This window comes from Streptomyces sp. NEAU-sy36 (assembly GCF_013423905.1).
In the GTDB taxonomy this organism is placed as follows: Bacteria; Actinomycetota; Actinomycetes; order Streptomycetales; family Streptomycetaceae; genus Streptomyces; species Streptomyces misionensis.
Window position 1 is genome coordinate 6444543 of sequence record NZ_CP058977.1, and the last position, 18529, is coordinate 6463071.

General features: G+C 73.4%; 14 protein-coding genes and 1 riboswitch. Of the genes, 4 read left to right on the forward strand and 10 right to left on the reverse strand.

Annotation, left to right across the window (positions count from 1 at the left end):
• Positions 1 to 146: 146 nt before the first annotated feature.
• Positions 147 to 1190: a septation protein SepH gene (gene sepH, locus HZZ00_RS28045; protein WP_070022982.1), complete on the forward strand. Its 1044-nt coding sequence runs from the start codon at positions 147 to 149 to the stop codon at positions 1188 to 1190.
• A gap of 62 nt (positions 1191 to 1252) precedes the next feature.
• Here sepH and HZZ00_RS28050 read toward each other — a convergent pair whose 3' ends face one another.
• Positions 1253 to 2104 carry a sulfurtransferase gene (locus tag HZZ00_RS28050; RefSeq protein ID WP_180329053.1) on the reverse strand — a complete coding sequence of 284 codons (852 nt, stop codon included), beginning with the start codon at positions 2102 to 2104 and terminating at the stop codon, positions 1253 to 1255.
• Positions 2105 to 2437: 333 nt separating this feature from the next.
• Between HZZ00_RS28050 and HZZ00_RS28055 the strand changes: the two genes are divergently transcribed.
• On the forward strand, positions 2438 to 3229 hold the full coding sequence (locus tag HZZ00_RS28055) for a VOC family protein (protein WP_180329054.1): 792 nt from the start codon (positions 2438 to 2440) through the stop codon (positions 3227 to 3229).
• A gap of 78 nt (positions 3230 to 3307) precedes the next feature.
• Here HZZ00_RS28055 and HZZ00_RS28060 read toward each other — a convergent pair whose 3' ends face one another.
• From HZZ00_RS28060 to HZZ00_RS28075, 4 genes are all read right to left on the reverse strand, one after another.
• The gene (locus HZZ00_RS28060) at positions 3308 to 3958 is read right to left on the reverse strand and encodes a thymidine kinase (RefSeq protein WP_070022985.1); all 651 of its coding nucleotides are present in this window, start codon (positions 3956 to 3958) and stop codon (positions 3308 to 3310) included.
• A 46-nt stretch (positions 3959 to 4004) separates the two neighbouring features.
• Entirely contained in the window at positions 4005 to 5195 is a 1191-nt protein-coding gene (locus HZZ00_RS28065) for an alkaline phosphatase family protein (RefSeq protein ID WP_180329055.1), read from the reverse strand.
• On the reverse strand, positions 5195 to 5791 hold the full coding sequence (locus HZZ00_RS28070) for a DUF5998 family protein (protein ID WP_180329056.1): 597 nt from the start codon (positions 5789 to 5791) through the stop codon (positions 5195 to 5197). The genes HZZ00_RS28065 and HZZ00_RS28070 overlap by 1 nt, the downstream gene beginning before the upstream one ends.
• A gap of 253 nt (positions 5792 to 6044) precedes the next feature.
• Positions 6045 to 8876, reverse strand: coding sequence for a bifunctional GNAT family N-acetyltransferase/acetate--CoA ligase family protein (locus tag HZZ00_RS28075; protein ID WP_180329057.1), 2832 nt, complete (start codon positions 8874 to 8876; stop codon positions 6045 to 6047).
• 178 nt (positions 8877 to 9054) lie between these two features.
• Between HZZ00_RS28075 and HZZ00_RS28080 the strand changes: the two genes are divergently transcribed.
• Positions 9055 to 9336, forward strand: a complete 282-nt coding sequence (locus tag HZZ00_RS28080) for an HPr family phosphocarrier protein (RefSeq protein WP_180329058.1) — start codon at positions 9055 to 9057, stop codon at positions 9334 to 9336.
• Positions 9337 to 9680: 344 nt separating this feature from the next.
• Here the strand turns inward: HZZ00_RS28080 and HZZ00_RS28085 are convergent, their stop codons facing one another.
• The 4 genes from HZZ00_RS28085 to HZZ00_RS28100 form a co-directional block, all read right to left on the reverse strand.
• Positions 9681 to 10367, reverse strand: a complete 687-nt coding sequence (locus HZZ00_RS28085) for a GntR family transcriptional regulator (RefSeq protein WP_180329059.1) — start codon at positions 10365 to 10367, stop codon at positions 9681 to 9683.
• 238 nt (positions 10368 to 10605) lie between these two features.
• Entirely contained in the window at positions 10606 to 11349 is a 744-nt protein-coding gene (locus tag HZZ00_RS28090) for a M23 family metallopeptidase (RefSeq protein ID WP_180329060.1), read from the reverse strand.
• A gap of 12 nt (positions 11350 to 11361) precedes the next feature.
• A riboswitch (cyclic di-AMP (ydaO/yuaA leader) is annotated at positions 11362 to 11524 on the reverse strand.
• Positions 11525 to 11735: 211 nt separating this feature from the next.
• Positions 11736 to 13106 carry a pitrilysin family protein gene (locus tag HZZ00_RS28095; protein WP_180333746.1) on the reverse strand — a complete coding sequence of 457 codons (1371 nt, stop codon included), beginning with the start codon at positions 13104 to 13106 and terminating at the stop codon, positions 11736 to 11738.
• A gap of 17 nt (positions 13107 to 13123) precedes the next feature.
• A complete protein-coding gene (locus HZZ00_RS28100) occupies positions 13124 to 14518 on the reverse strand; it encodes a pitrilysin family protein (RefSeq protein ID WP_180329061.1) in 1395 nt (464 codons plus the stop codon).
• 443 nt (positions 14519 to 14961) lie between these two features.
• Here HZZ00_RS28100 and HZZ00_RS28105 point away from each other — a divergent pair, with 443 nt between their 5' ends.
• Complete coding sequence (locus HZZ00_RS28105) at positions 14962 to 17421, forward strand: DNA topoisomerase (ATP-hydrolyzing) subunit A (RefSeq protein WP_180329062.1); 2460 nt, start codon at positions 14962 to 14964, stop codon at positions 17419 to 17421.
• Positions 17422 to 17438: 17 nt separating this feature from the next.
• On the opposite strand, the gene HZZ00_RS28110 is transcribed toward HZZ00_RS28105, so the two are convergent.
• Positions 17439 to 18527 (reverse strand): GTP-binding protein, encoded by a 1089-nt coding sequence (locus tag HZZ00_RS28110; RefSeq protein ID WP_180329063.1) that lies wholly within the window; start codon positions 18525 to 18527, stop codon positions 17439 to 17441.
• Positions 18528 to 18529 lie beyond the last annotated feature (2 nt).

Consider the following 18529-nt stretch of genomic DNA (forward strand, 5'->3'; position numbering starts at 1 on the left):
CCGTGCCATAACGGCGATCCAGGGCCCGTGCCCGACACGCCGGGCAACTCGGCAAGGTTGTGGCAGGCTGCACCCGGGCAGGCCACACTCGACTAGCGGAAGCAGCGACGCACGTGACGTCGGCAGGCACCACCCGGGAGGTCCCCATGCCCGAACTGCGTGTCGTGGCCGTCTCGAATGACGGCACACGGCTGGTGCTGAAGGCTGCCGACTCAACGGAGTACACGCTTCCGATCGACGAACGGCTGCGCGCCGCCGTACGCGGCGACCGGCCGCGCCTCGGCCAGATCGAGATCGAGGTCGAGAGCCATCTGCGCCCCCGCGACATCCAGGCGCGGATACGAGCCGGTGCCACCGCGGAAGAGGTCGCCCAGCTCGCGGGCATCCCCGTCGACCGGGTACGGCGCTTCGAGGGTCCGGTACTGGCCGAGCGCGCCTTCATGGCCGAGCGTGCCCGCAAGACCCCGGTCCGCCGCCCCGGCGAGAACTCCGGTCCCCTGCTCGGCGAGGCCGTCCAGGAACGGCTGCTGCTGCGCGGCGCCGAGAAGGACACCGTGCAGTGGGACTCCTGGCGCCGCGACGACGGCACCTGGGAGGTCCTGCTCGTCTACCGGGTCGCGGGCGAACCGCACTCCGCGAGCTGGACGTACGACCCGCCCCGGCGGCTGGTCCAGGCCGTGGACGACGAGGCCCGCTCGCTGATCGGCGAGTCCGACGACCTCGCCGCACCCGAGCCGAGCTTCCCGTTCGTCCCGCGCATCGCCCGGCTGCCGCGCGAGCGCTCCATGGACCGCGCCCTCGACCGGCAGACCGACCGCGAGCGGCCCACCCTGCCCGCGCAGTCGGCCGAACCCGCCGAGGAGAGCACCGGTGAACGGGACTCGCTGACCAGCCTCTTGGAGGCCGTGCCGTCCTTCCGCGGCGACATGGTCGTCCCGGAGCGCGCCCCGGACCCCTCGGACGAGCCCGACGAGGAGGCCGTCGCGGAGGAACCGCCGGCGCCCGCCGCCTCGGCCGGTTCGGCCTACGCGGACGTCCTCATGCCCCGGTCGGTCGGCAGCCACCGGGACCGGCTGATCGGCGCGACCGACCGTCAGGCGGAGGCCGACGGCGTCCGCCCCGGCCGCCGCGCGGCCGTCCCGAGCTGGGACGAGATCGTGTTCGGCACCCGCCGCAAGAAGCAGGAGTAACCGGCCGTACGACAACGCTCAGGGGCGGGTCACCGGAGTGACCCGCCCCTGCCGTCGGCTCGCTACTGCGGGTCCGCGCCCGTCGCGACCGGCCGGGACGGGTCCGCGGACCACTCCGACCACGAACCGACGTACAGCGCCGCCGGGATGCCGGCCACCGCGAGGGCCAGCACCTCGTGCGCGGCCGACACGCCCGAGCCGCAGTAGACGCCCACCTCCGTGTCGGCCTGGACGCCGAGCGCTTTGAAGCGGTCCTTCAGCTCGGCCGCGGGCAGGAAGCGGCCGTCGGGGCCGACGTTCTCCGCCGTCGGCGCCGAGACCGCGCCCGGGATGTGCCCGCCGACCCGGTCCACGGGCTCCACCTCGCCCCGGTACCGCTCCCCCGCGCGGGCGTCCAGCAGCAGACCCGTGCGGGCCAGCGCGGCGGCGCCGTCCGCGTCCAGCAGGCCCGCCGCGCCCGGCGCCGGCCTGAAGTCGCCCTCGGCCGGGGTGGACGTCCCGGTCGCCAACTCGCCCTCCCAGGACGGCAACCCGCCGTCCAGAACCCGCACGTCCGGGTGACCCGTCCAGCGCAGCAGCCACCACGCGCGCGCGGCGGCCCAGCCCTGTCCGCCGTCGTAGACGACGACCGGGCGGCCCGCCGACACGCCCGCGCGGCGCATCGCGGCGCCGAACTCCGTGATGTCCGGCAGCGGATGGCGGCCCCGCGCGCCCGGGGCCGCGGCCAGCTCCCGGTCCAGGTCGACGAAGGCCGCACCGGGGATGTGCCCGGCCGCGTACTCGGCCCGGCCGTCGAAGGCCGGGGCACCCGCCGCCTTCGCCAGGCTCAGCTGCCAGCGGACGTCCAGCAGGACCGGCGGCGCCTGTCCGGCGAGCTCCCGGGCGAGTTCGGATGCGGTGATGATGACTGTCATGGCGCCATGCATACGCCAGGGGTGGCCGCGGCGTCCAGGTACGGCTACTCTGCTCGGCCGGGCGGGCTCGGTCACGAACAGTAGGGGACCGGGCACGAACCGTACGCCCGGCGGACGCCCGTCGGACATCGTCAGGTGACGGCGAAAGACGCCGGCCCTGGAAAACTTCCGAAGACACCGCCAAGAGGCGGCGCGGCGGCGGGACATGGTCGCGAGAGCGTGGAAGATGCGGACACCGGTACGGGCGTACGCGCCGACGGCGTGTGCGCACCCCTGCCGGGGGGAGCGGAAGCGACACGGCCGCCACACGGGCGGCCGGGGAGAGAGTGATCGATGACCGAGGCACGGGAGTCGGCCGGTCCGCACGCGCTGCGCGCGCCCGGCACGCCCTGCTGGGTGAGCCTGATGGCGCACGAGCTCACCGCCACCGAGGAGTTCTACGGGGCGCTGTTCGGCTGGGAGTTCCGGCCGGGCCCGCGGCAGCTCGGCCCGTACGTGCGGGCGCTGCTCGACGGGCGCGAGGTGGCCGGCATGGGGCAGCTGCCGCCGGACCACCGGCTGCCGATCGCCTGGACGCCCTACCTCGCCTCGGACGACGTGGACCGCACCGCCGAGGCGGTACGGCTGTGCGGCGGCACGGTGGCGGTCGGCCCGCTGGACGCGGACGAGGCCGGGCGGCTGGCCATCGCCGCCGACCCCTGTGGGGCGGTGTTCGGCATCTGGCAGGGCCCCGCGCGCCTGGGCACCCCGGTCACCGGGGTGCCGGGCACGCCCGCCTGGAACGAACTGCTCACGTTCGAGACGGAAAGCGTCACCAAGTTCTACGCGAGCGTGTTCGGCTACGAGACGGAGGCGGCGGCCGGCTCGGGTGCGGACCAGGTGACCCTGCGCGTCGACGGGCACCCGGTGGCCGCCGTGCACGGCCTGGGCCGGGCGCTGCCCCGGGACCGGGGGCCGTACTGGGCGACCTGCTTCCGGGTGGCCGACACGGACGGGGCGCTGCGCCGGGTGACCGCGCTCGGCGGCCGGGTGGTCCGCCCGGCCGAGGACGGCCCGCACGGGCGGGTGGCGACGGTGGCGGACCCGGAGGGCGCGGTGTTCTCGGTGGTCCAGGAGCCGCGCTGAAAGGGTTCGGGCGGGCTCCCCTCCGGATGCGTCCGGCCCGTCCGGGAGAACCGGCTCAGGAGACCGCGGCGGGCGGGCTCAGGAGGACGAGACCGGCAGCACGTCCGGGGAGATGGCCGCCGCGCGGGCCGTCGCCGCGGTCATCCGGCGCCGGTGGTGGCGGCGGCACAGCACCTCGTAACCGACCTCGCCGGCCTCCTGGTTGACGTCCCCGACGACCACCTGGGCGCCCTCGACCACCATCTCCCCGCCGACCGTGCGCGCGTTGTGCGTGGCGCGGGCGCCGCACCAGCACAGCGCCTCCACCTGGAGCACCTCGATGCGGTCGGCCAGCTCCACCAGCCGCTGGGAACCGGGGAACAGCTTGGAGCGGAAGTCGGTGGTGATGCCGAAGGCGAAGACGTCCACGCCGAGGTCGTCCACCACGCGGGCCAGCTGGTCGATCTGGCCGGGTGCGAGGAACTGCGCCTCGTCCGCGATCACGTAGTCGATCCGGCCGCCCTGCGAGAGGTGGTCCACGACGTAGACGTACAGGTCCTGGTCGTCGGCGACCTCGACGGCGTCGGTGACCAGGCCGAGGCGGGAGGACAGCTTGCCCGCGCCCGCGCGGTCGTTGCGGGTGAATATCATGCCGGCCAGGCCGCGAGCGGAGCGGTTGTGCTCGATCTGGAGAGCCAGCGTCGACTTCCCGCAGTCCATCGTTCCGGAGAAGAACACCAGCTCGGGCATGAGGAGTTGAGCACCTTTCGGCGAGGGGGAGGAAGGCGGTAGGGGGTCAGGAGCGTACTTCGAGCAGCGGGACCAGCTGCTCGGCGGGGGTCATCGAACCGTGGTTGCCCACCAGCGCGGACTCCTTCGGTTCCCGCTCGGAGGCGATGATCAGGACGTCGTCGTACGCGGCCGCGATCACGTCCCCGAGCCGGGCGTACACCCGCTCGTCCACGTGCGGCCCGAACCAGCCGGCCTGGATCGCCTCGTCCCGCGAGGCCACCCAGAACTGCTCCCCCAGCACCTCGCGCCAGCAGGTCAGCACGTCGTTGTGGGCGCCCGGCACCGCGTACACGTGCCGGGCCCGCCCCTCGCCGCCCAGCAGGGCGACGCCGGCGCGCAGTTCCCAGTCCGTGTCGAAGTCGATGCGGTGCTCGTCGTCGAACGGCACGTCGATCATGCCGTGGTCGGCGGTGACGTAGAGCGCGCTGCGCGGGGGCAGTTGCTCGGCGAGGCGCTGGGCCAGCCGGTCGACGTACATCAGCTGGCCGCGCCAGGTGTCGGAGGCGACGCCGTAGCGGTGGCCGGAGCCGTCGAGTTCGGCGTAGTACGTGTACACCAGCGAGCGGTCCCCGGCGGCCAGTTGCTCGGCGGCCAGGTCGATCCGCTCCTCGCCGGACAGCCTGCCGTGGAAGGTGCCGCCGCTCAGCGCGACCTTGGTGAGCGGGGTGTGCTCGAAGGCGGGCGAGGACACCTGGGCGGCGTGCACCCCGGCGTCGTGGGCCAGCTGGAAGACGGTGGGGTACGGCTGCCAGGGGCGCGGGTCGGTGTACGGCTGCCAGCGCAGCTGGTTCATCAGCGCGCCGGTGGCCGGGTCGCGGACCGTGTAGCCGGGCAGGCCGTGCGCGCCGGGCGGCAGGCCGGTGCCGACGGAGGCCAGGGAGGTCGCGGTGGTCGCCGGGTAGCCCGCGGTGAGCGGGCAGCCGGTGCCGCCGCGGGAGCTGCCGAGCAGCGAGGTGAGGAAGGGGGCCTCGTCGGGGTGGGCGCGCAGCTGCTCCCAGCCGAGACCGTCGACCAGGAAGACACAGGCCCGGTCGACCGGGGTCAGTTCGGTGATCCTCGCGGACATGCCGGGGACGCCCATGCCGGCGGCGAGGGTCGGCAGCAGGTCGGCGAGGGAGCCGGTGCCGTACTGGGGCAGCGGCGCGGTGTCCAGGGCGAGGGGTTCCGGGTGGTCCCAGGCGGAGAGCTGGGACATCAGCGGGCGATGTCCGCGGTCGCCTCCGAGATGGCCTGCGCGAAGGCGAGCGCCTCGCGCACCGTCTCCGGGCCGTCCCCGGCCTCGCTGACGCGCAGGCTGAGGTCGTCCGCCGTGGAGTTGCCGGTGTAGCCGTGGTCGGCGTCGCAGTTGGGGTCGCCGCAGGCGGCGGGCTCCAGGTCGATCCGGCTCACCGCGCCCCAGCCGATGGTCAGCACGACCTCGCGGGGCAGGGTGCCCGGGGTGTACTGCTCGGGGTTGGCCACCACCCGGCTGACCACGACGGAGGAGATCCGGCCGAGCTTGACCGACTCGGTGGAGGTGGTGGCGTACGGCGTCGGGGAGGTGCTGTCGGCGGCCTGCTCGTCGGTGTGGCTGACGATGAAGCGGTTGGCGGTGAGGACCAGGACGGTCACATGGCGGCGTACCTCGTTCTGGTCGAACGTGGTCTCCTGGTGGACCAGGTACGACCGGATGGGCTCGCCGCCCACCGCGGCCTCCACCGCCTCGGCCACGAGGGCCGGGTAGTAGCCGCTGCGCTCGATCGCCGCGCGCAGCCCCTGGGTCGTCGTACTGGTCTTGGCCATGGCGTCCATCCTAGTCCGTGGCCAAGGGGGGTCAGGGCCGCCCGGGACCACGGGACGCGCCGCGGCCACGGGACCGGGGGCCTCCCGGGGACACGCGGATGAACACCGGGACACCGGTCCGTGGCGGACCGCCCGCGGGGGCCGCGGGGCGGCGGATTTCCGCCAAGGGCGGGCGGGGAAGGAGTCCGGGCGGGGCCTCGGGGGGCGGGAGTGGGGGGCGGGGGCCGGGGAGCCGTAGGCCGAGTGGCGGGTCCGCTCCCGTTCAGTACGTCGGCATCGTGCGGGGTCCGTGGTCGTCCCGGGCCGGGGGTGGGGCGAGGCGGACGGTCGCGCCGAGGACGTTGGCGCCGCGGGGGGCCACGACGACCGGTTCCAGGGTGACGGCGACCACCTCGGGGTGGTCGTCGACCAGCCGGGACACCCGTAGCAGCAGTTCCTCCAGGGCGGGGGTGTCGACGGGGGTGGAGCCGCGCCAGCCGAAGAGCAGGGGGGCGGTGCGGATCGTGCGCACCAGCGAGGTCGCGTCCCGGTCGGTGACCGGGATCAGCCGGTGCGCCGTGTCGTCCAGCAGCTGGGAGGCCGCGCCGGCCAGACCGAAGGACAGCACGGCCCCGGCCGCCGGGTCGATCACGGCCCGTACGACGGTGTCGACCCCCCTGGGCGCCATTCCCTGCACCACCGGCCGCAGTTCCTCCGGCTTGCCGAACAGCTCGGACAACTCGGCGTAGGCCCGCCGCAGTTGGTCCTCGTCGGCCAGGTCCAGGCGGACCCCGCCCAGGTCGGCGCGGTGCCTGAGGTGGGGGGCGGTCGCCTTCAGGGCCACCGGGTAGCCGAGGGCGCGGGCGGCCTCGGCGGCGGCGTCGGGGGTGGGCGCGGGCAGGGCGCGCCGCACCCTGATGCCGTACTTGCCGAGCAGCTCGCAGGTCTCCGCCTCGGAGATCGTGAGCCCTTCGCCGCGTGCCAGCAGCTCCGCGATCAGCCGCGCGGCCCCCTTCTCGTCGATGTCCTCGTACTCCGGCACCCTTCCGGGGTCCGTCGCCTCCCTGCGCCACTGCCCGTAGCGGACGGCCTCTGCGAGGGCCCGGACGGCGCGTTCGGCGGCGGGGTAGGCGGGGATGAGCCGGGCCCCTTCGGGCGGGGAGACCGAGGTGGGCGGTCGTTCCGCCGGGCGGGGCGGCCGGGCGCCGCCCTGTTCGCCGGGGGCCTTGTCCGCGGCGGCCGGCGCGGTGCTCGCCGCCGCCGACAGCGCCTGCGCCAGTCCGCCCAGCTCCACGTGCACCACCAGCACCGGCTTCCCCGGCACCGCCGCCGCGGCGGACCGCAGCGCCTCCGCCAGCTCCGCGTCCCCCGGCGACGCCTCGCCGATCGCCGGGATCGCCGTCACCACGACGGAGTCGTTCGTGTCGTCGGCCAGCGCCTCGCTCAGCGCCCGGTGGAAGTCCTCCGCGCTCGCCCCGGTCGTCAGGTCCAGGGGCCGCGCCGGCCGGAGCCCCTCCGCCAGGCAGCGGTCGTACGTCAGGACGCCCAGCGACTCGGAGTTGCCGAGGATCGCCACGCGCGGCCCGGCGGGCAGCGGCTGGCGGGCGAGCAGCAGTCCCGCGTCGACCAGTTCGGTGATGGTGTCGACCCGGGTCACCCCGGCCTGGCGGAGCAGCGCGGACACCGTCGCGTGCGGCAGCCGGGTGGCGCGGACCGCGTGGCCCTGGGGCGCGGTGCCGGTTCCCTGCACCACGACGAGGGGCTTCGCCGCCGCCGTCCGCCGGGCGAGCCGGGTGAACTTGCGGGGGTTGCCGATGGTCTCCAGGTACATCAGGACGACGTCGGTGTCCGGGTCCTCGTACCAGTACTGGAGGACGTCGTTGCCGGAGACGTCGGCGCGGTTGCCCGCGGAGACGAAGGTGGAGACGCCGCTGACCCCCGTGACCCCGCCGCCGCGCCGGTGCAGCCGGGACAGCAGCGCGATGCCGATGGCGCCGGACTGGGCGAACATGCCGATGCGGCCGGGGCGCGGCATCTCGGGCGCGAGGGAGGCGTTCAGCCGTACACCGGGGGCGGTGTTGATGACGCCGAACGCGTTGGGCCCGATGATCCGCATGCCGTACGCCCGTGCCTGCCGCACGAGCGCCCGCTGCCGCTCCTTGCCGTCGGGCCCGCTCTCGGCGTACCCGGCGCTGAGCACGACGAGCCCCTGGACGCCGTGTTCCCCGCACTCGGCGACCACGGCGGGCACGTACTCGGCCGGTACGGCGACGACGGCGAGGTCCACCGGGCCCTCGATGTCCCGCACGCAGTGGTACGCGCTCACCCCGTCGACCTCCGCCAGGTCCTCGGGGAAGGCCTTGTTCACCGCGTACAGGCGGCCCGCGTACCCGCCGTCCTTGATGTTGGCCAGGACGCTGCGGCCCACCCCGCCGGGGGCGCGGCCGACGCCGATGACCGCGACGGAGCCGGGGGCGAGGAGCCGTTGCACCGAGCGGGCCTCGGCGCGCTGCTCGCGGGCGCGCTGCACGGCGAGCGAGCGGTCGGTGGGCTCGATGTCGAACTCCAGGCGGACGACGCCGTCCTCGAAGCTGCGCTTCTGGGTGTAGCCGGCGTCCGTGAAGACCTTGATCATCTTGGTGTTGGCGGGCAGCACCTCGGCGGTGAAGCGGCGGATGCCCCGCTCGCGGGCGACGGCCGCGATGTGCTCCAGGAGCGCGGAGGCCACTCCCCTGCCCTGGTGGGCGTCCTGCACCAGGAAGGCGACCTCCGCCTCGTCGGCGGGCGCGGACGCGGGGGTGCCGCCGGCACCGATGCGGTCGTAGCGGACCGTGGCGATGAACTCGCCGCCCACGGTGGCCGCGAGCCCCACCCGGTCGACGAAGTCGTGGTGGGTGAAGCGGTGCACGTCCTTGGCGGACAGCCGGGGGTAGGGCGCGAAGAAGCGGTAGTACTTGGACTCGTCCGACACCTGCTCGTAGAAGTGGACCAGGCGGTCGGCGTCGTCGACGGTGATGGGCCGGATGCGGGCGGTGCCCCCGTCCCGCAGCACCACGTCCGCCTCCCAGTGCGCGGGGTACTCGTACCGGCCCTGCGGTTCCGCCGAGGTTCGCATGCGCCCCAGAGTACGGCTAGCGTCCGGCAACGGCGCGGGGCAGTCTGTGGGGACGGACGCCGGGCCGAGGGTGCGGTCACGACGGCACGGTGGAGGGGGTGCGCAGCCCCTCTCCAGGCACGGTTCACCATATGGAAGACTGGTCTAGACAACCCTGAAGAGTGAAGGGCAGCAACACATGGCTGAGCGCCGCGTCAACGTCGGCTGGGCCGAGGGTCTCCACGCCCGCCCCGCCTCCATCTTCGTCCGGGCCGCGTCGGCCTCGGGCATCCCGGTGACGATCTCCAAGGCCGGTGGCACCCCGGTCAACGCGGCCAGCATGCTCGGCGTCCTGGGGCTGGGCGCCCAGGGCGGCGAGGAGATCGTGCTCGCCTCCGACGCCGAGGGCGCCGAGGCCGCCCTGGACCGGCTGGCCAAGCTGGTCGCCGAGGGACTGGACGAGCTGCCCGAGACCGTCTGAGCGGCATCGGGCCTTCGAGGGGCCGGGCTTCCGCGCAGTGGCGCGACGCCCGGTTCCGCACTCCCATGACGCCCGGTTCGGGCCGGTCCGCCGGCTCGGCGCGGGCGGGGTGACGGTGCGGGCCGTCCCGCCACCGCCCGCACCGCACGACGGCGACCGGCGGACCGGCGAAGACCCGCGAGTCCCCCTTGCGGCCATCGCGAGCGAGTCTGAATTCGCGATTTCCGGCGCTTTCACAGTGGAACGCCCACCCCATTCACCCGGGGTCCGCAATTCACGGCACCGGAGAAATAGGGGAAATACCGGCCCGTAGAATACCCACCCCTTTGTATACGGCACCCGTGTTAATTCTGTGCGCCCGACATGTTTACGGCATGTTGCGAAGTCCTCACGCGCTCGGCGCCACCGGGCACGCGCAGCCGGTGCTCGGCCGCCGCCCGCTCGGCGTGCAGCGCGGTCACCGTGCGGGCGCGCGCCCCGTCTCCGCGCGCCACCGCGTCCACGATCGCGCCGTGCTCCGTCCAGGTGCCGACCGGGTCCGGCGGCGCGTCGAGCACGTACATCCAGGCGATCTTGTGGCGCAGCTGGAGGAGGGTGGAGGTCAGCGAGGGGCTGCCGCAGGCCTGGGCCAGCGTCTCGTGGAACCAGCCGTCCAGTGCGCGCAGTTCTTCGCCGTCGCCCCGCCGGGCGCGCTCCTGCCCCAGCCTGACCAGTCCGCGCAGCACCTTCAGATGCGCCTCGGTGCGCCGCCGGGCGGCCCGGGCGGCGCCGAGCGGTTCCAGGAGCAGACGCATCTCCAGCAGGTCGGCGGCCTCTTGCTCGCTCGGCTCGGCCACACAGGCGCCCGCGTGCCGGCGCGTCACCACGAAGCCCTCCGCCTCCAGGGTACGCAGGGCCTCGCGCACGGGGACGCGCGAGACCCCGTAACGGCGGGCCAGCACCTCCTCGGTGAGACGGCCGCCGCGTTCGAGGACGCCCGCGACGATGTCGTCCCGGATCGCCGTGCACACCGACTGCGCCGGAATACGCATGACCGACCTCCGTCTTGATCCCGCGACACGACGCCGACGACGGACGCGTTTTCCCATGACTCTATTCCGGTGACTCTATTCCACCGCACCGCCTTTTCCGACGGCGGACCGGAATCCGGGGATATTTTTTGGACAGGGGCCGCCGGAACACGGGACCACCGGAGCACCGCGGGAAAAGGCGAAAGCCCCGGCTCGGTGGCCGGGGCTTCGGGTGCCGTGCGGGGTCGCGCTGGCTCGGTCAGACGTTCACGCCGTGGTTGCGCAGGTAGGCGACGGGGTCGACGTCGGAGCCGTAGTCGGGGCTGGTGCGCGCCTCGAAGTGCAGGTGCGGGCCGGTGACGTTGCCGGTGGCGCCGGACAGGCCGATCTGCTGGCCGGCGGTGACCTGCTGGCCCACCGTGACGCCGATGGACGACAGATGGCCGTACTGGGTGTACATGCCGTCGGCCATGCGGATCACGATCTGGTTGCCGTACGCCCCGCCCCAGCCGGTGGAGACGACGGTGCCGACGCCGACCGCGTGCACCGGGGTGCCGCCGGCGGCATGGAAGTCGATGCCGGTGTGGGACCCGGAGGACCACAGCGAGCTGCTGGCCTCGTAACCGGTGGACACGTAGGAGTGCGCGATCGGGGCGACGAAGGCGTTCAGCCGCTTGCGCTCGGCCTCGCGGGCGGCACGGGCCTCCGCCTCGCGCGCCTCCTTCACCCGCTTGGCAGCGGCCTCCTGGGCCGCCTTGCGCTCGGCGGCCCGCTGCTGGGCGGCGGCCTGCGCGTCGATGTGCGCGGCGACGTCGTCGCTCGCGGCGAGTACGGGGGTGAGGCCGGTCTGTTCCGCGGGGCGCTCGGCGGCGAGCGCCGGGGAGGCCGCGAGGGTGCCGATGACGCCGGTGGTCGTCAGGGCCGCGACACCGGCCGCCTGGGCGGTGGTTCGCTTGACCCGGCCGGGCTTGCGGTGCTTCCCGGTGGCGCACATGAACGCCATGGAGTGGCTGGTCCTTTCCTTCCCTCTCGCCTACCGGGTTAGCTGACGGGTTCGGAGCAGGAAGGTCTCCTACGGACTCCCTCGCGTCACGCGCGGGTGCCCGATTCACCCCAGGGACGTGTGGGTCCCCGGCTCCCCTGGCTCGCGCCGTACGGGGACTCGGCGATGACTGTCCGGTGCCGCGGGTGCGGCGCACTGCCCGACGAACAGCCCGGATGACGCTAAGCGGACCGGCTCTCGATCCCCAAACAGATCAGGGTTTTTGTAGCGCATCCCACAGGGCAGACGGGCAACCTCCGCCCCAATTCGGACATCTGAGGAAGAGAGTGGAACAACAGGGGCCCTGACGACCCGTAGGTCGCCAGGGCCCCGTCCCCTGTGTGCCGTTACTCGGCCGCCACCACGGTGACGTCGCCGATCCCCAGCGCCTCGACCGGCGCCTTGATCTGCGCCGCGTCACCGACCAGGACGGTCACCAGGCGGTCCACCGGGAAGGCGTTGACGACGGCCGCGGTCGCCTCCACCGTGCCCGTGGCGGCCAGTTGCCGGTACAGCGTCGCCTGGAAGTCGTCGGGCAGGTGCTGCTCGACCTGGTCGGCGAGGGTGCTCGCGACGGCCGCCGCGGTCTCGTACTTCAGCGGCGCGACCCCGACGAGGTTCTGCACGGCGACGTCCCGCTCGGCGTCGGTCAGGCCCTCCGCCGCGAGGGTGCGCAGCACCTTCCACAGGTCGTCGAGGGCGGGGCCGGTGTTGGGCGTGTCCACCGAGCCGCTGATGGCGAGCATCGACGCGCCGGTGCCGTCCGGGGCCGAGCGCAGGACCTGGCCGAAGGAGCGCACCCCGTAGGTGTAGCCCTTCTCCTCGCGCAGCACGCGGTCCAGGCGGGAGGTGAGGGTGCCGCCGAGGCAGTAGGTGCCGAGCACCTGGGCGGGCCACACCCGGTCGTGCCGGTCGGGGCCGATCCGGCCGATGAGCAGCTGCGTCTGGACGGCGCCGGGCCGGTCCACGATGACGACGCGTCCGGTGTCGTCGGCCGTCACCGCCGGCACGGGCCGGGGCTCTCCGGGCGTGCCGGTCCAGGCGCCCAGGGTGTCGGCGAGCAGCGCGTCCAGGTCGATGCCGGTGAGGTCGCCGACCACCACGGCGGTGGCCGTGCCGGGGCGCACATGGCGCTCGTAGAAGGCGCGTACGGCGGGGGCGTCGATCTTCTCGACGGTCTCCTCGGTGCCCTGGCGCGGCCGGGACATGCGCGAGGCCGCCGGGAACAGCTCCCTGGACAGCTCCTTGGCGGCACGGCGGGCGGGGTTGGCCAGCTCGTGCGGGATCTCGTCCAGGCGGTTGCGGACCAGGCGCTCGATCTCGCTCTCGGCGAAGGCGGGGGCGCGCAGCGCGTCGGCTACCAGGCCGAGGCCCTTGGCCAGGCGGGAGGCGGGGACCTCCAGGCTGAGCCGGACGCCGGGGTGGTCGGCGTGCGCGTCGAGGGTGGCGCCCGCGCGCTCCAGCTCGGCGGCGAACTCCTCGGCGGAGTGCCGGTCGGTGCCCTCGGAGAAGGCCCGCGCCATGATGGTGGCCACGCCGTCCAGGCCGGCCGGCTCGGCGTCCAGCGGCGCGTCGAGCAGCACCTCCACGGCGACGACCTGCTGGCCGGGTCGGTGGCAGCGCAGCACGGTCAGGCCGTTGTCGAGCGCGGCGCGCTCGGGGGCCGGGAAGGCCCAGGGCCTGGCCTCACCGGGCTGTGGCCGGGGGTGGAAGTCCATGGTGGCGAGCTGCTCGGTCACTTGGCCGTCTCCTCGTTCTCGTTGCCGGCCTCTACGGTGGCTTCCGACTCGGGGTCCTCGGGCAGGTCGGCGTCCTCGACGTTCTCCGGGGACTTGGGCTCGTAGACCAGGACCGCGCGGTTGTCGGGGCGCAGACGGGCCTTGGCGACCTCCCGGACCTCCTCCGGGGTGACCTCGAGGATGCGCGGCACGGCGTTCAGGGCGAGCTGCGGGTCACCGAACAGGACGGCGTAGCGACACAGTTCGTCGGCGCGGCCCGCGACCGTGCCGAGCCGGTCCAGCCACTCGCGCTCCAACTGGGCCTGGGCGCGCTCCATCTCCTCGGCGGTGGGGCCTTCCTCGGCGAACCGGGCCAGCTCCTCGTCGATGGCGGCCTCGATGACCGGCACCTCCACGTCGCCGGAGGTCTTCACGTCCAGCCAGCCCATGGAGGGCGCGCCGGCCAGACGCAGCAGGCCGAAGCCGGCCGCCACGGCCGTACGGTCGCGGCGCACCAGCCGGTTGTAGAGCCGGGAGGACTCGCCGCCGCCGAGGACGGTCAGGGCGAGGTCGGCCGCGTCGCAGGCGCGGGTGCCGTCGTGGGGCAGCCGGTAGGCGGCCATCAGGGCGCGCGCCGGGACCTCCTCGACGACGACCTCGCGCAGCTGCTCGCCGATGACGTCCGGCAGGGAACCGTCCCGGGGCGCGGGCTTGCCGTCGTGCGACGGGATGGACCCGAAGTACTTCTCCACCCAGGCGAGGGTCTGCTCGGGGTCGATGTCGCCGACCACGGAGAGCACCGCGTTGTTCGGCGCGTAGTAGGTGCGGAAGAACTGGCGGGCGTCCTCCAGGGTGGCCGCGTCCAGGTCCGCCATTGAGCCGATCGGCGTGTGGTGGTACGGGTGGCCCTCGGGATACGACAGGGCGGTCAGCCGCTCGAAGGCCGTCCCGTAGGGAACGTTGTCGTAACGCTGGCGGCGCTCGTTCTTCACGACGTCCCGCTGGTTCTCCATGGACTCGTCGTCCAGGGCGGTCAGCAGGGAGCCCATGCGGTCGGCCTCCAGCCAGAGCGCCAGCTCCAGCTGGTGGGCGGGCATGGTCTCGAAGTAGTTGGTGCGCTCGAAGCTGGTGGTGCCGTTGAGCGAGCCGCCGGCGCCCTGCACCAGTTCGAAGTGGCCGTTGCCCTTGACCTGCCCCGAGCCCTGGAACATCAGGTGCTCGAAAAGGTGGGCCAGGCCGGTGCGCCCCTTGACCTCGTGGCGGGAGCCGACGTCGTACCAGAGGCAGACGGCCGCCACGGGGGTCAGGTGGTCCTCGGAGAGCACCACGCGCAGACCGTTGGCCAGGCGGTGCTCGGTCGCTGTCAGGCCCCCGGAGCCTGCCTCGGCTGTGGTCGTGTGACCCATGGGCATGTACGTCCCTTCGCGAGCGGAGGCGGTTGTGGAAACCGCGTTTTTCCTGCCGTTCCTGCCACTGTATGCAAAGCGTGCGAGGCCCCGGCGAAGTTCCCGCGGCACGTACGCCCACAGCGGATCGCGTAGCCTGCGTCGGACCCGGATCCGTGATCGCCCGGGGCGCCGGGCGAGCCGCGCGGGCCGGGGTGCGGACAGGGGTGCGGGCGGGGGCCGGGCGGAGCGACGCCCGGGCCCGGAACCGGGCGCGGCATGGTCCGGGGCCGTTCGCGGGCGGGTCGTGGAGCCCGCCGGCGAACGGCTCGTGGACCGGGTCGCGGCCCGGCTTGTCAGTGCCCCGGTCCACAATGGTCCGCGACAGATCCGTCAACCGCTTCAGCAAGAGCGAGCCGAAGGGTGCGCGCCCCGAAGGCGAGCGACCAGATCAGGAGGAGCCGGCAGCGATGGCCCGCCGCAGCACGAAGACCCCGCCGCCCGACGATTCGTACGAGGAGAAGATCCTCGACATCGACGTCGTGGACGAGATGCGTGGCTCCTACCTCGAGTACGCGTACTCGGTCATCTACTCGCGCGCCCTGCCGGACGCCCGTGACGGCCTCAAGCCGGTGCACCGCCGGATCGTCTACCAGATGAACGAGATGGGCCTGCGCCCCGAGCGCGGCTATGTGAAGTGCGCCCGTGTCGTCGGCGAGGTCATGGGCAAGCTGCACCCGCACGGCGACGCGTCGATCTACGACGCCCTGGTGCGCATGGCCCAGCCCTTCTCCATGCGCCTGCCGCTGGTCGACGGCCACGGCAACTTCGGTTCGCTGGGCAACGACGACCCGCCGGCCGCCATGCGGTACACCGAGTGCCGGATGGCCGAGGCGACGAGCCTGATGACCGAGTCGATCGACGAGGACACGGTCGACTTCGCGCCGAACTACGACGGCCAGGAGCAGGAACCGGTGGCGCTGCCCGCCGCCTTCCCGAACCTGCTGGTCAACGGCTCCTCGGGCATCGCGGTCGGCATGGCCACGAACATGCCGCCGCACAATCTGCGCGAGGTCGTCGCCGCCGCCCGCCATCTGATCAGGCACCCGAACGCGGACCTGGACGCGCTGATGAAGCACGTCCCGGGCCCCGATCTGCCCACCGGCGGCCGGATCGTGGGGCTGGACGGCATCCGGGACGCGTACGCGACCGGCCGCGGCACCTTCAAGATGCGCGCGACGGTCTCGGTCGAGCCCGTGACCGCCCGCCGCAAGGGCCTGGTGATCACCGAGCTGCCGTTCGCGGTCGGCCCGGAGAAGGTCATCGCGAAGATCAAGGACCTGGTCAACGCCAAGAAGGTCCAGGGCATCGCGGACGTCAAGGACCTCACCGACCGCGAGCACGGGCTGCGCCTGGTCATCGAGATCAAGAACGGCTTCGTGCCCGAGGCCATCCTGGAGCAGCTCTACAAGCTGACGCCGATGGAGGAGTCCTTCGGCATCAACAACGTGGCCCTGGTGGACGGCCAGCCGCTCACCCTCGGCCTGAAGGAGCTGCTGGAGGTCTACCTCGACCACCGCTTCGACGTGGTGCGCCGCCGCAGCGAGTTCCGGCGCGGCAAGAAGAGCGACCGGCTGCACCTGGTGGAGGGTCTGCTCACGGCCCTGGTCGACATCGACGAGGTCATCCGGCTGATCCGGTCCAGCGACAACTCCGCGCAGGCCAAGGAGCGCCTGATGGGGCGCTTCTCGCTGAGCGAGGTGCAGACGCAGTACATCCTCGACACGCCGCTGCGCCGGCTCACCAAGTACGACCGCATCGAGCTGGAGGCGGAGAAGGACAGGCTCACCGAGGAGATCGCGGAGCTGACCCGGATCCTGGAGTCCGACGCGGAGCTGCGCAAGCTGGTCTCGGCCGAACTGGCCGCCGTGGCCAAGAAGTTCGGCACCGACCGGCGTACCGTCCTGCTGGAGTCGGCGGGCGCCTCCGCGGTGGCCGTGCCGCTCCAGGTGGCCGACGACCCGTGCCGGGTGCTGCTGTCCTCCACGGGCCTGCTGGCGCGCACGGCGACGGCCGAGCCGTTCCCGGACCAGGCGGGCGCCAAGCGGGTCAAGCACGATGTGATCGTCTCGGCGGTACCGGCGACCGCGCGCGGGGAGATCGGCGCGGTGACGTCGGCGGGCCGGCTGCTGCGGATCAACGTGGTCGACCTGCCGCAGCTGCCGGACACCGCGGCCGCGCCGAACCTGTCCGGGGGCGCGCCGCTGGCGGAGTTCGTCTCCCTGGAGGACGACGAGACGGTGGTGTGCCTGACCACGCTGGACGAGTCGTCCCCGGGCCTCGCGCTCGGCACCGAGCAGGGTGTGGTCAAGCGTGTGGTGCCCGACTACCCGTCCAACAAGGAGGAGTTGGAGGTCATCACGCTGAAGGAGGGCGACCGGATCGTCGGCGCGGTGGAGCTGCGCACCGGCGAGGAGGACCTGGTCTTCATCACGGACGACGCGCAGTTGCTGCGCTTCCAGGCCTCCATCGTGCGTCCGCAGGGCCGCCCGGCGGGCGGCATGGCGGGCATCAAGCTCGCCGAGGGGGTGCGGGTCATCTCGTTCACGGCCGTCGACCCGGCCGTCGACGCGGTGGTGTTCACCGTGGCGGGCTCGCGCGGCACGCTGGACGACTCGGTGCAGACGACGGCCAAGCTGACCCCGTTCGACCAGTACCCGCGCAAGGGCCGGGCGACCGGCGGAGTGCGCTGCCAGCGGTTCCTGAAGGGTGAGGACTGCCTCGCGCTGGCCTGGGCGGGCCCGACGCCCGCCCGCGCGGCGCAGAAGAACGGCAGCCCCGCGGAGCTGCCGGAGCCGGACCCGCGCCGGGACGGCTCGGGCACCTCGCTGCCGAAGACGGTCTCGGTGGTCGCCGGTCCGGTGTTCTGACCGCGGCGGGCGGTGCCCTAACCGTCGTCGTTCTCGGTGTCCGGCTCTTCCTCGGTGCCCTGGACGTAGCGCAGGACGCCCCACATGCCGTGCTCGTCGGCGTGCGGGGCGTCGCTCTCGCAGCCCCGCAGTTCCTTGCCGAGCGTCTCGGTGTCGATGCCGGAGCCGATCAGCACCAGTCGGGTGCGGCGGTCCTCGGCGGGCGGCCAGGGCTCGGGGTAGAAGCGCAGGAACCGGCCGACGGCGTGCACGGCGTAGCGGTTGCGGGGGTCGCACGGACCGAAGTCGACATGGCCCTTGATCCGGTACAGCCCCTCGGGCCTGCTGTCCAGGAAACGCATCAGGCGGCGCGGGTCCATGGGGCTGCCGGAGGTGAAGGACAGGCTGTCGTAGCCGGTGTGCAGGTGCCCGGTGTGCTCGTGCGCTCCGCGGTCGTGCAGATCGTCGAAGGACAGCTGGCCGATGCGCTCCTCGCTCGGCCGGCAGTCGAAGAGGAACTCGGGGTCGACCCGGCCGTAGGTGGCCGGGGCGACGGCCGCCCGGTCGGTCAGGGAGCGCACCAGGGCGAGCACCCGTTCGGGGTCGGCGGCCCGGTCGAGCTTGTTGACGACCACCAGGTCGGCGAGGGCGAGGTGCCGGTCGATCTCGGGATGCTTGTCGCGTGTGTCGTCGAACTCGGCCGCGTCCACCACCTCGACCAGGCCGCCGTAGACGATGCCGGGGTGCTCGCTGGCGAGCACCATGCGCACCAGTTCCCGGGGCTCGGCGAGTCCGCTGGCCTCGATGACGATCACGTCGATGCCGGCGCCGGGCGCGGCGAGCCGGTCCAGGTAGACGTCGAGTTCACTGGCGTCCACGGCACAGCACAGACAGCCGTTGCCGAGGGAGACGGTGGAGTCGCCCAGGGCGCCGGCGACGGCCAGGGCGTCGATCTCGATGGCGCCGAAGTCGTTGACGATCGCCCCGATCCTGCTGCCCGCGCTGTGGTGCAGCAGGTGGTTGAGGAGCGTGGTCTTCCCCGAGCCGAGGAAGCCGGCCAGTACGACGACCGGGATCTGCCGAGGACGGCCGCTGCCGTCCGCACTGTGCGCCAAGCTGTTCCCCAAGG

Bases quoted from the DNA above. Each gene is read 5' to 3' on its own strand.
- sepH (WP_070022982.1), top strand. From the start codon at position 147: ATGCCCGAACTGCGTGTCGTGGCCGTCTCGAATGACGGCACACGGCTG.
- HZZ00_RS28050 (WP_180329053.1), bottom strand. From the start codon at position 2,104: ATGACAGTCATCATCACCGCATCCGAACTCGCCCGGGAGCTCGCCGGA.
- HZZ00_RS28055 (WP_180329054.1), top strand. From the start codon at position 2,438: ATGACCGAGGCACGGGAGTCGGCCGGTCCGCACGCGCTGCGCGCGCCC.
- HZZ00_RS28060 (WP_070022985.1), bottom strand. From the start codon at position 3,958: ATGCCCGAGCTGGTGTTCTTCTCCGGAACGATGGACTGCGGGAAGTCG.
- HZZ00_RS28065 (WP_180329055.1), bottom strand. From the start codon at position 5,195: ATGTCCCAGCTCTCCGCCTGGGACCACCCGGAACCCCTCGCCCTGGAC.
- HZZ00_RS28070 (WP_180329056.1), bottom strand. From the start codon at position 5,791: ATGGACGCCATGGCCAAGACCAGTACGACGACCCAGGGGCTGCGCGCG.
- HZZ00_RS28075 (WP_180329057.1), bottom strand. From the start codon at position 8,876: ATGCGAACCTCGGCGGAACCGCAGGGCCGGTACGAGTACCCCGCGCAC.
- HZZ00_RS28080 (WP_180329058.1), top strand. From the start codon at position 9,055: ATGGCTGAGCGCCGCGTCAACGTCGGCTGGGCCGAGGGTCTCCACGCC.
- HZZ00_RS28085 (WP_180329059.1), bottom strand. From the start codon at position 10,367: ATGCGTATTCCGGCGCAGTCGGTGTGCACGGCGATCCGGGACGACATC.
- HZZ00_RS28090 (WP_180329060.1), bottom strand. From the start codon at position 11,349: ATGGCGTTCATGTGCGCCACCGGGAAGCACCGCAAGCCCGGCCGGGTC.
- HZZ00_RS28095 (WP_180333746.1), bottom strand. From the start codon at position 13,106: ATGGACTTCCACCCCCGGCCACAGCCCGGTGAGGCCAGGCCCTGGGCC.
- HZZ00_RS28100 (WP_180329061.1), bottom strand. From the start codon at position 14,518: ATGCCCATGGGTCACACGACCACAGCCGAGGCAGGCTCCGGGGGCCTG.
- HZZ00_RS28105 (WP_180329062.1), top strand. From the start codon at position 14,962: ATGGCCCGCCGCAGCACGAAGACCCCGCCGCCCGACGATTCGTACGAG.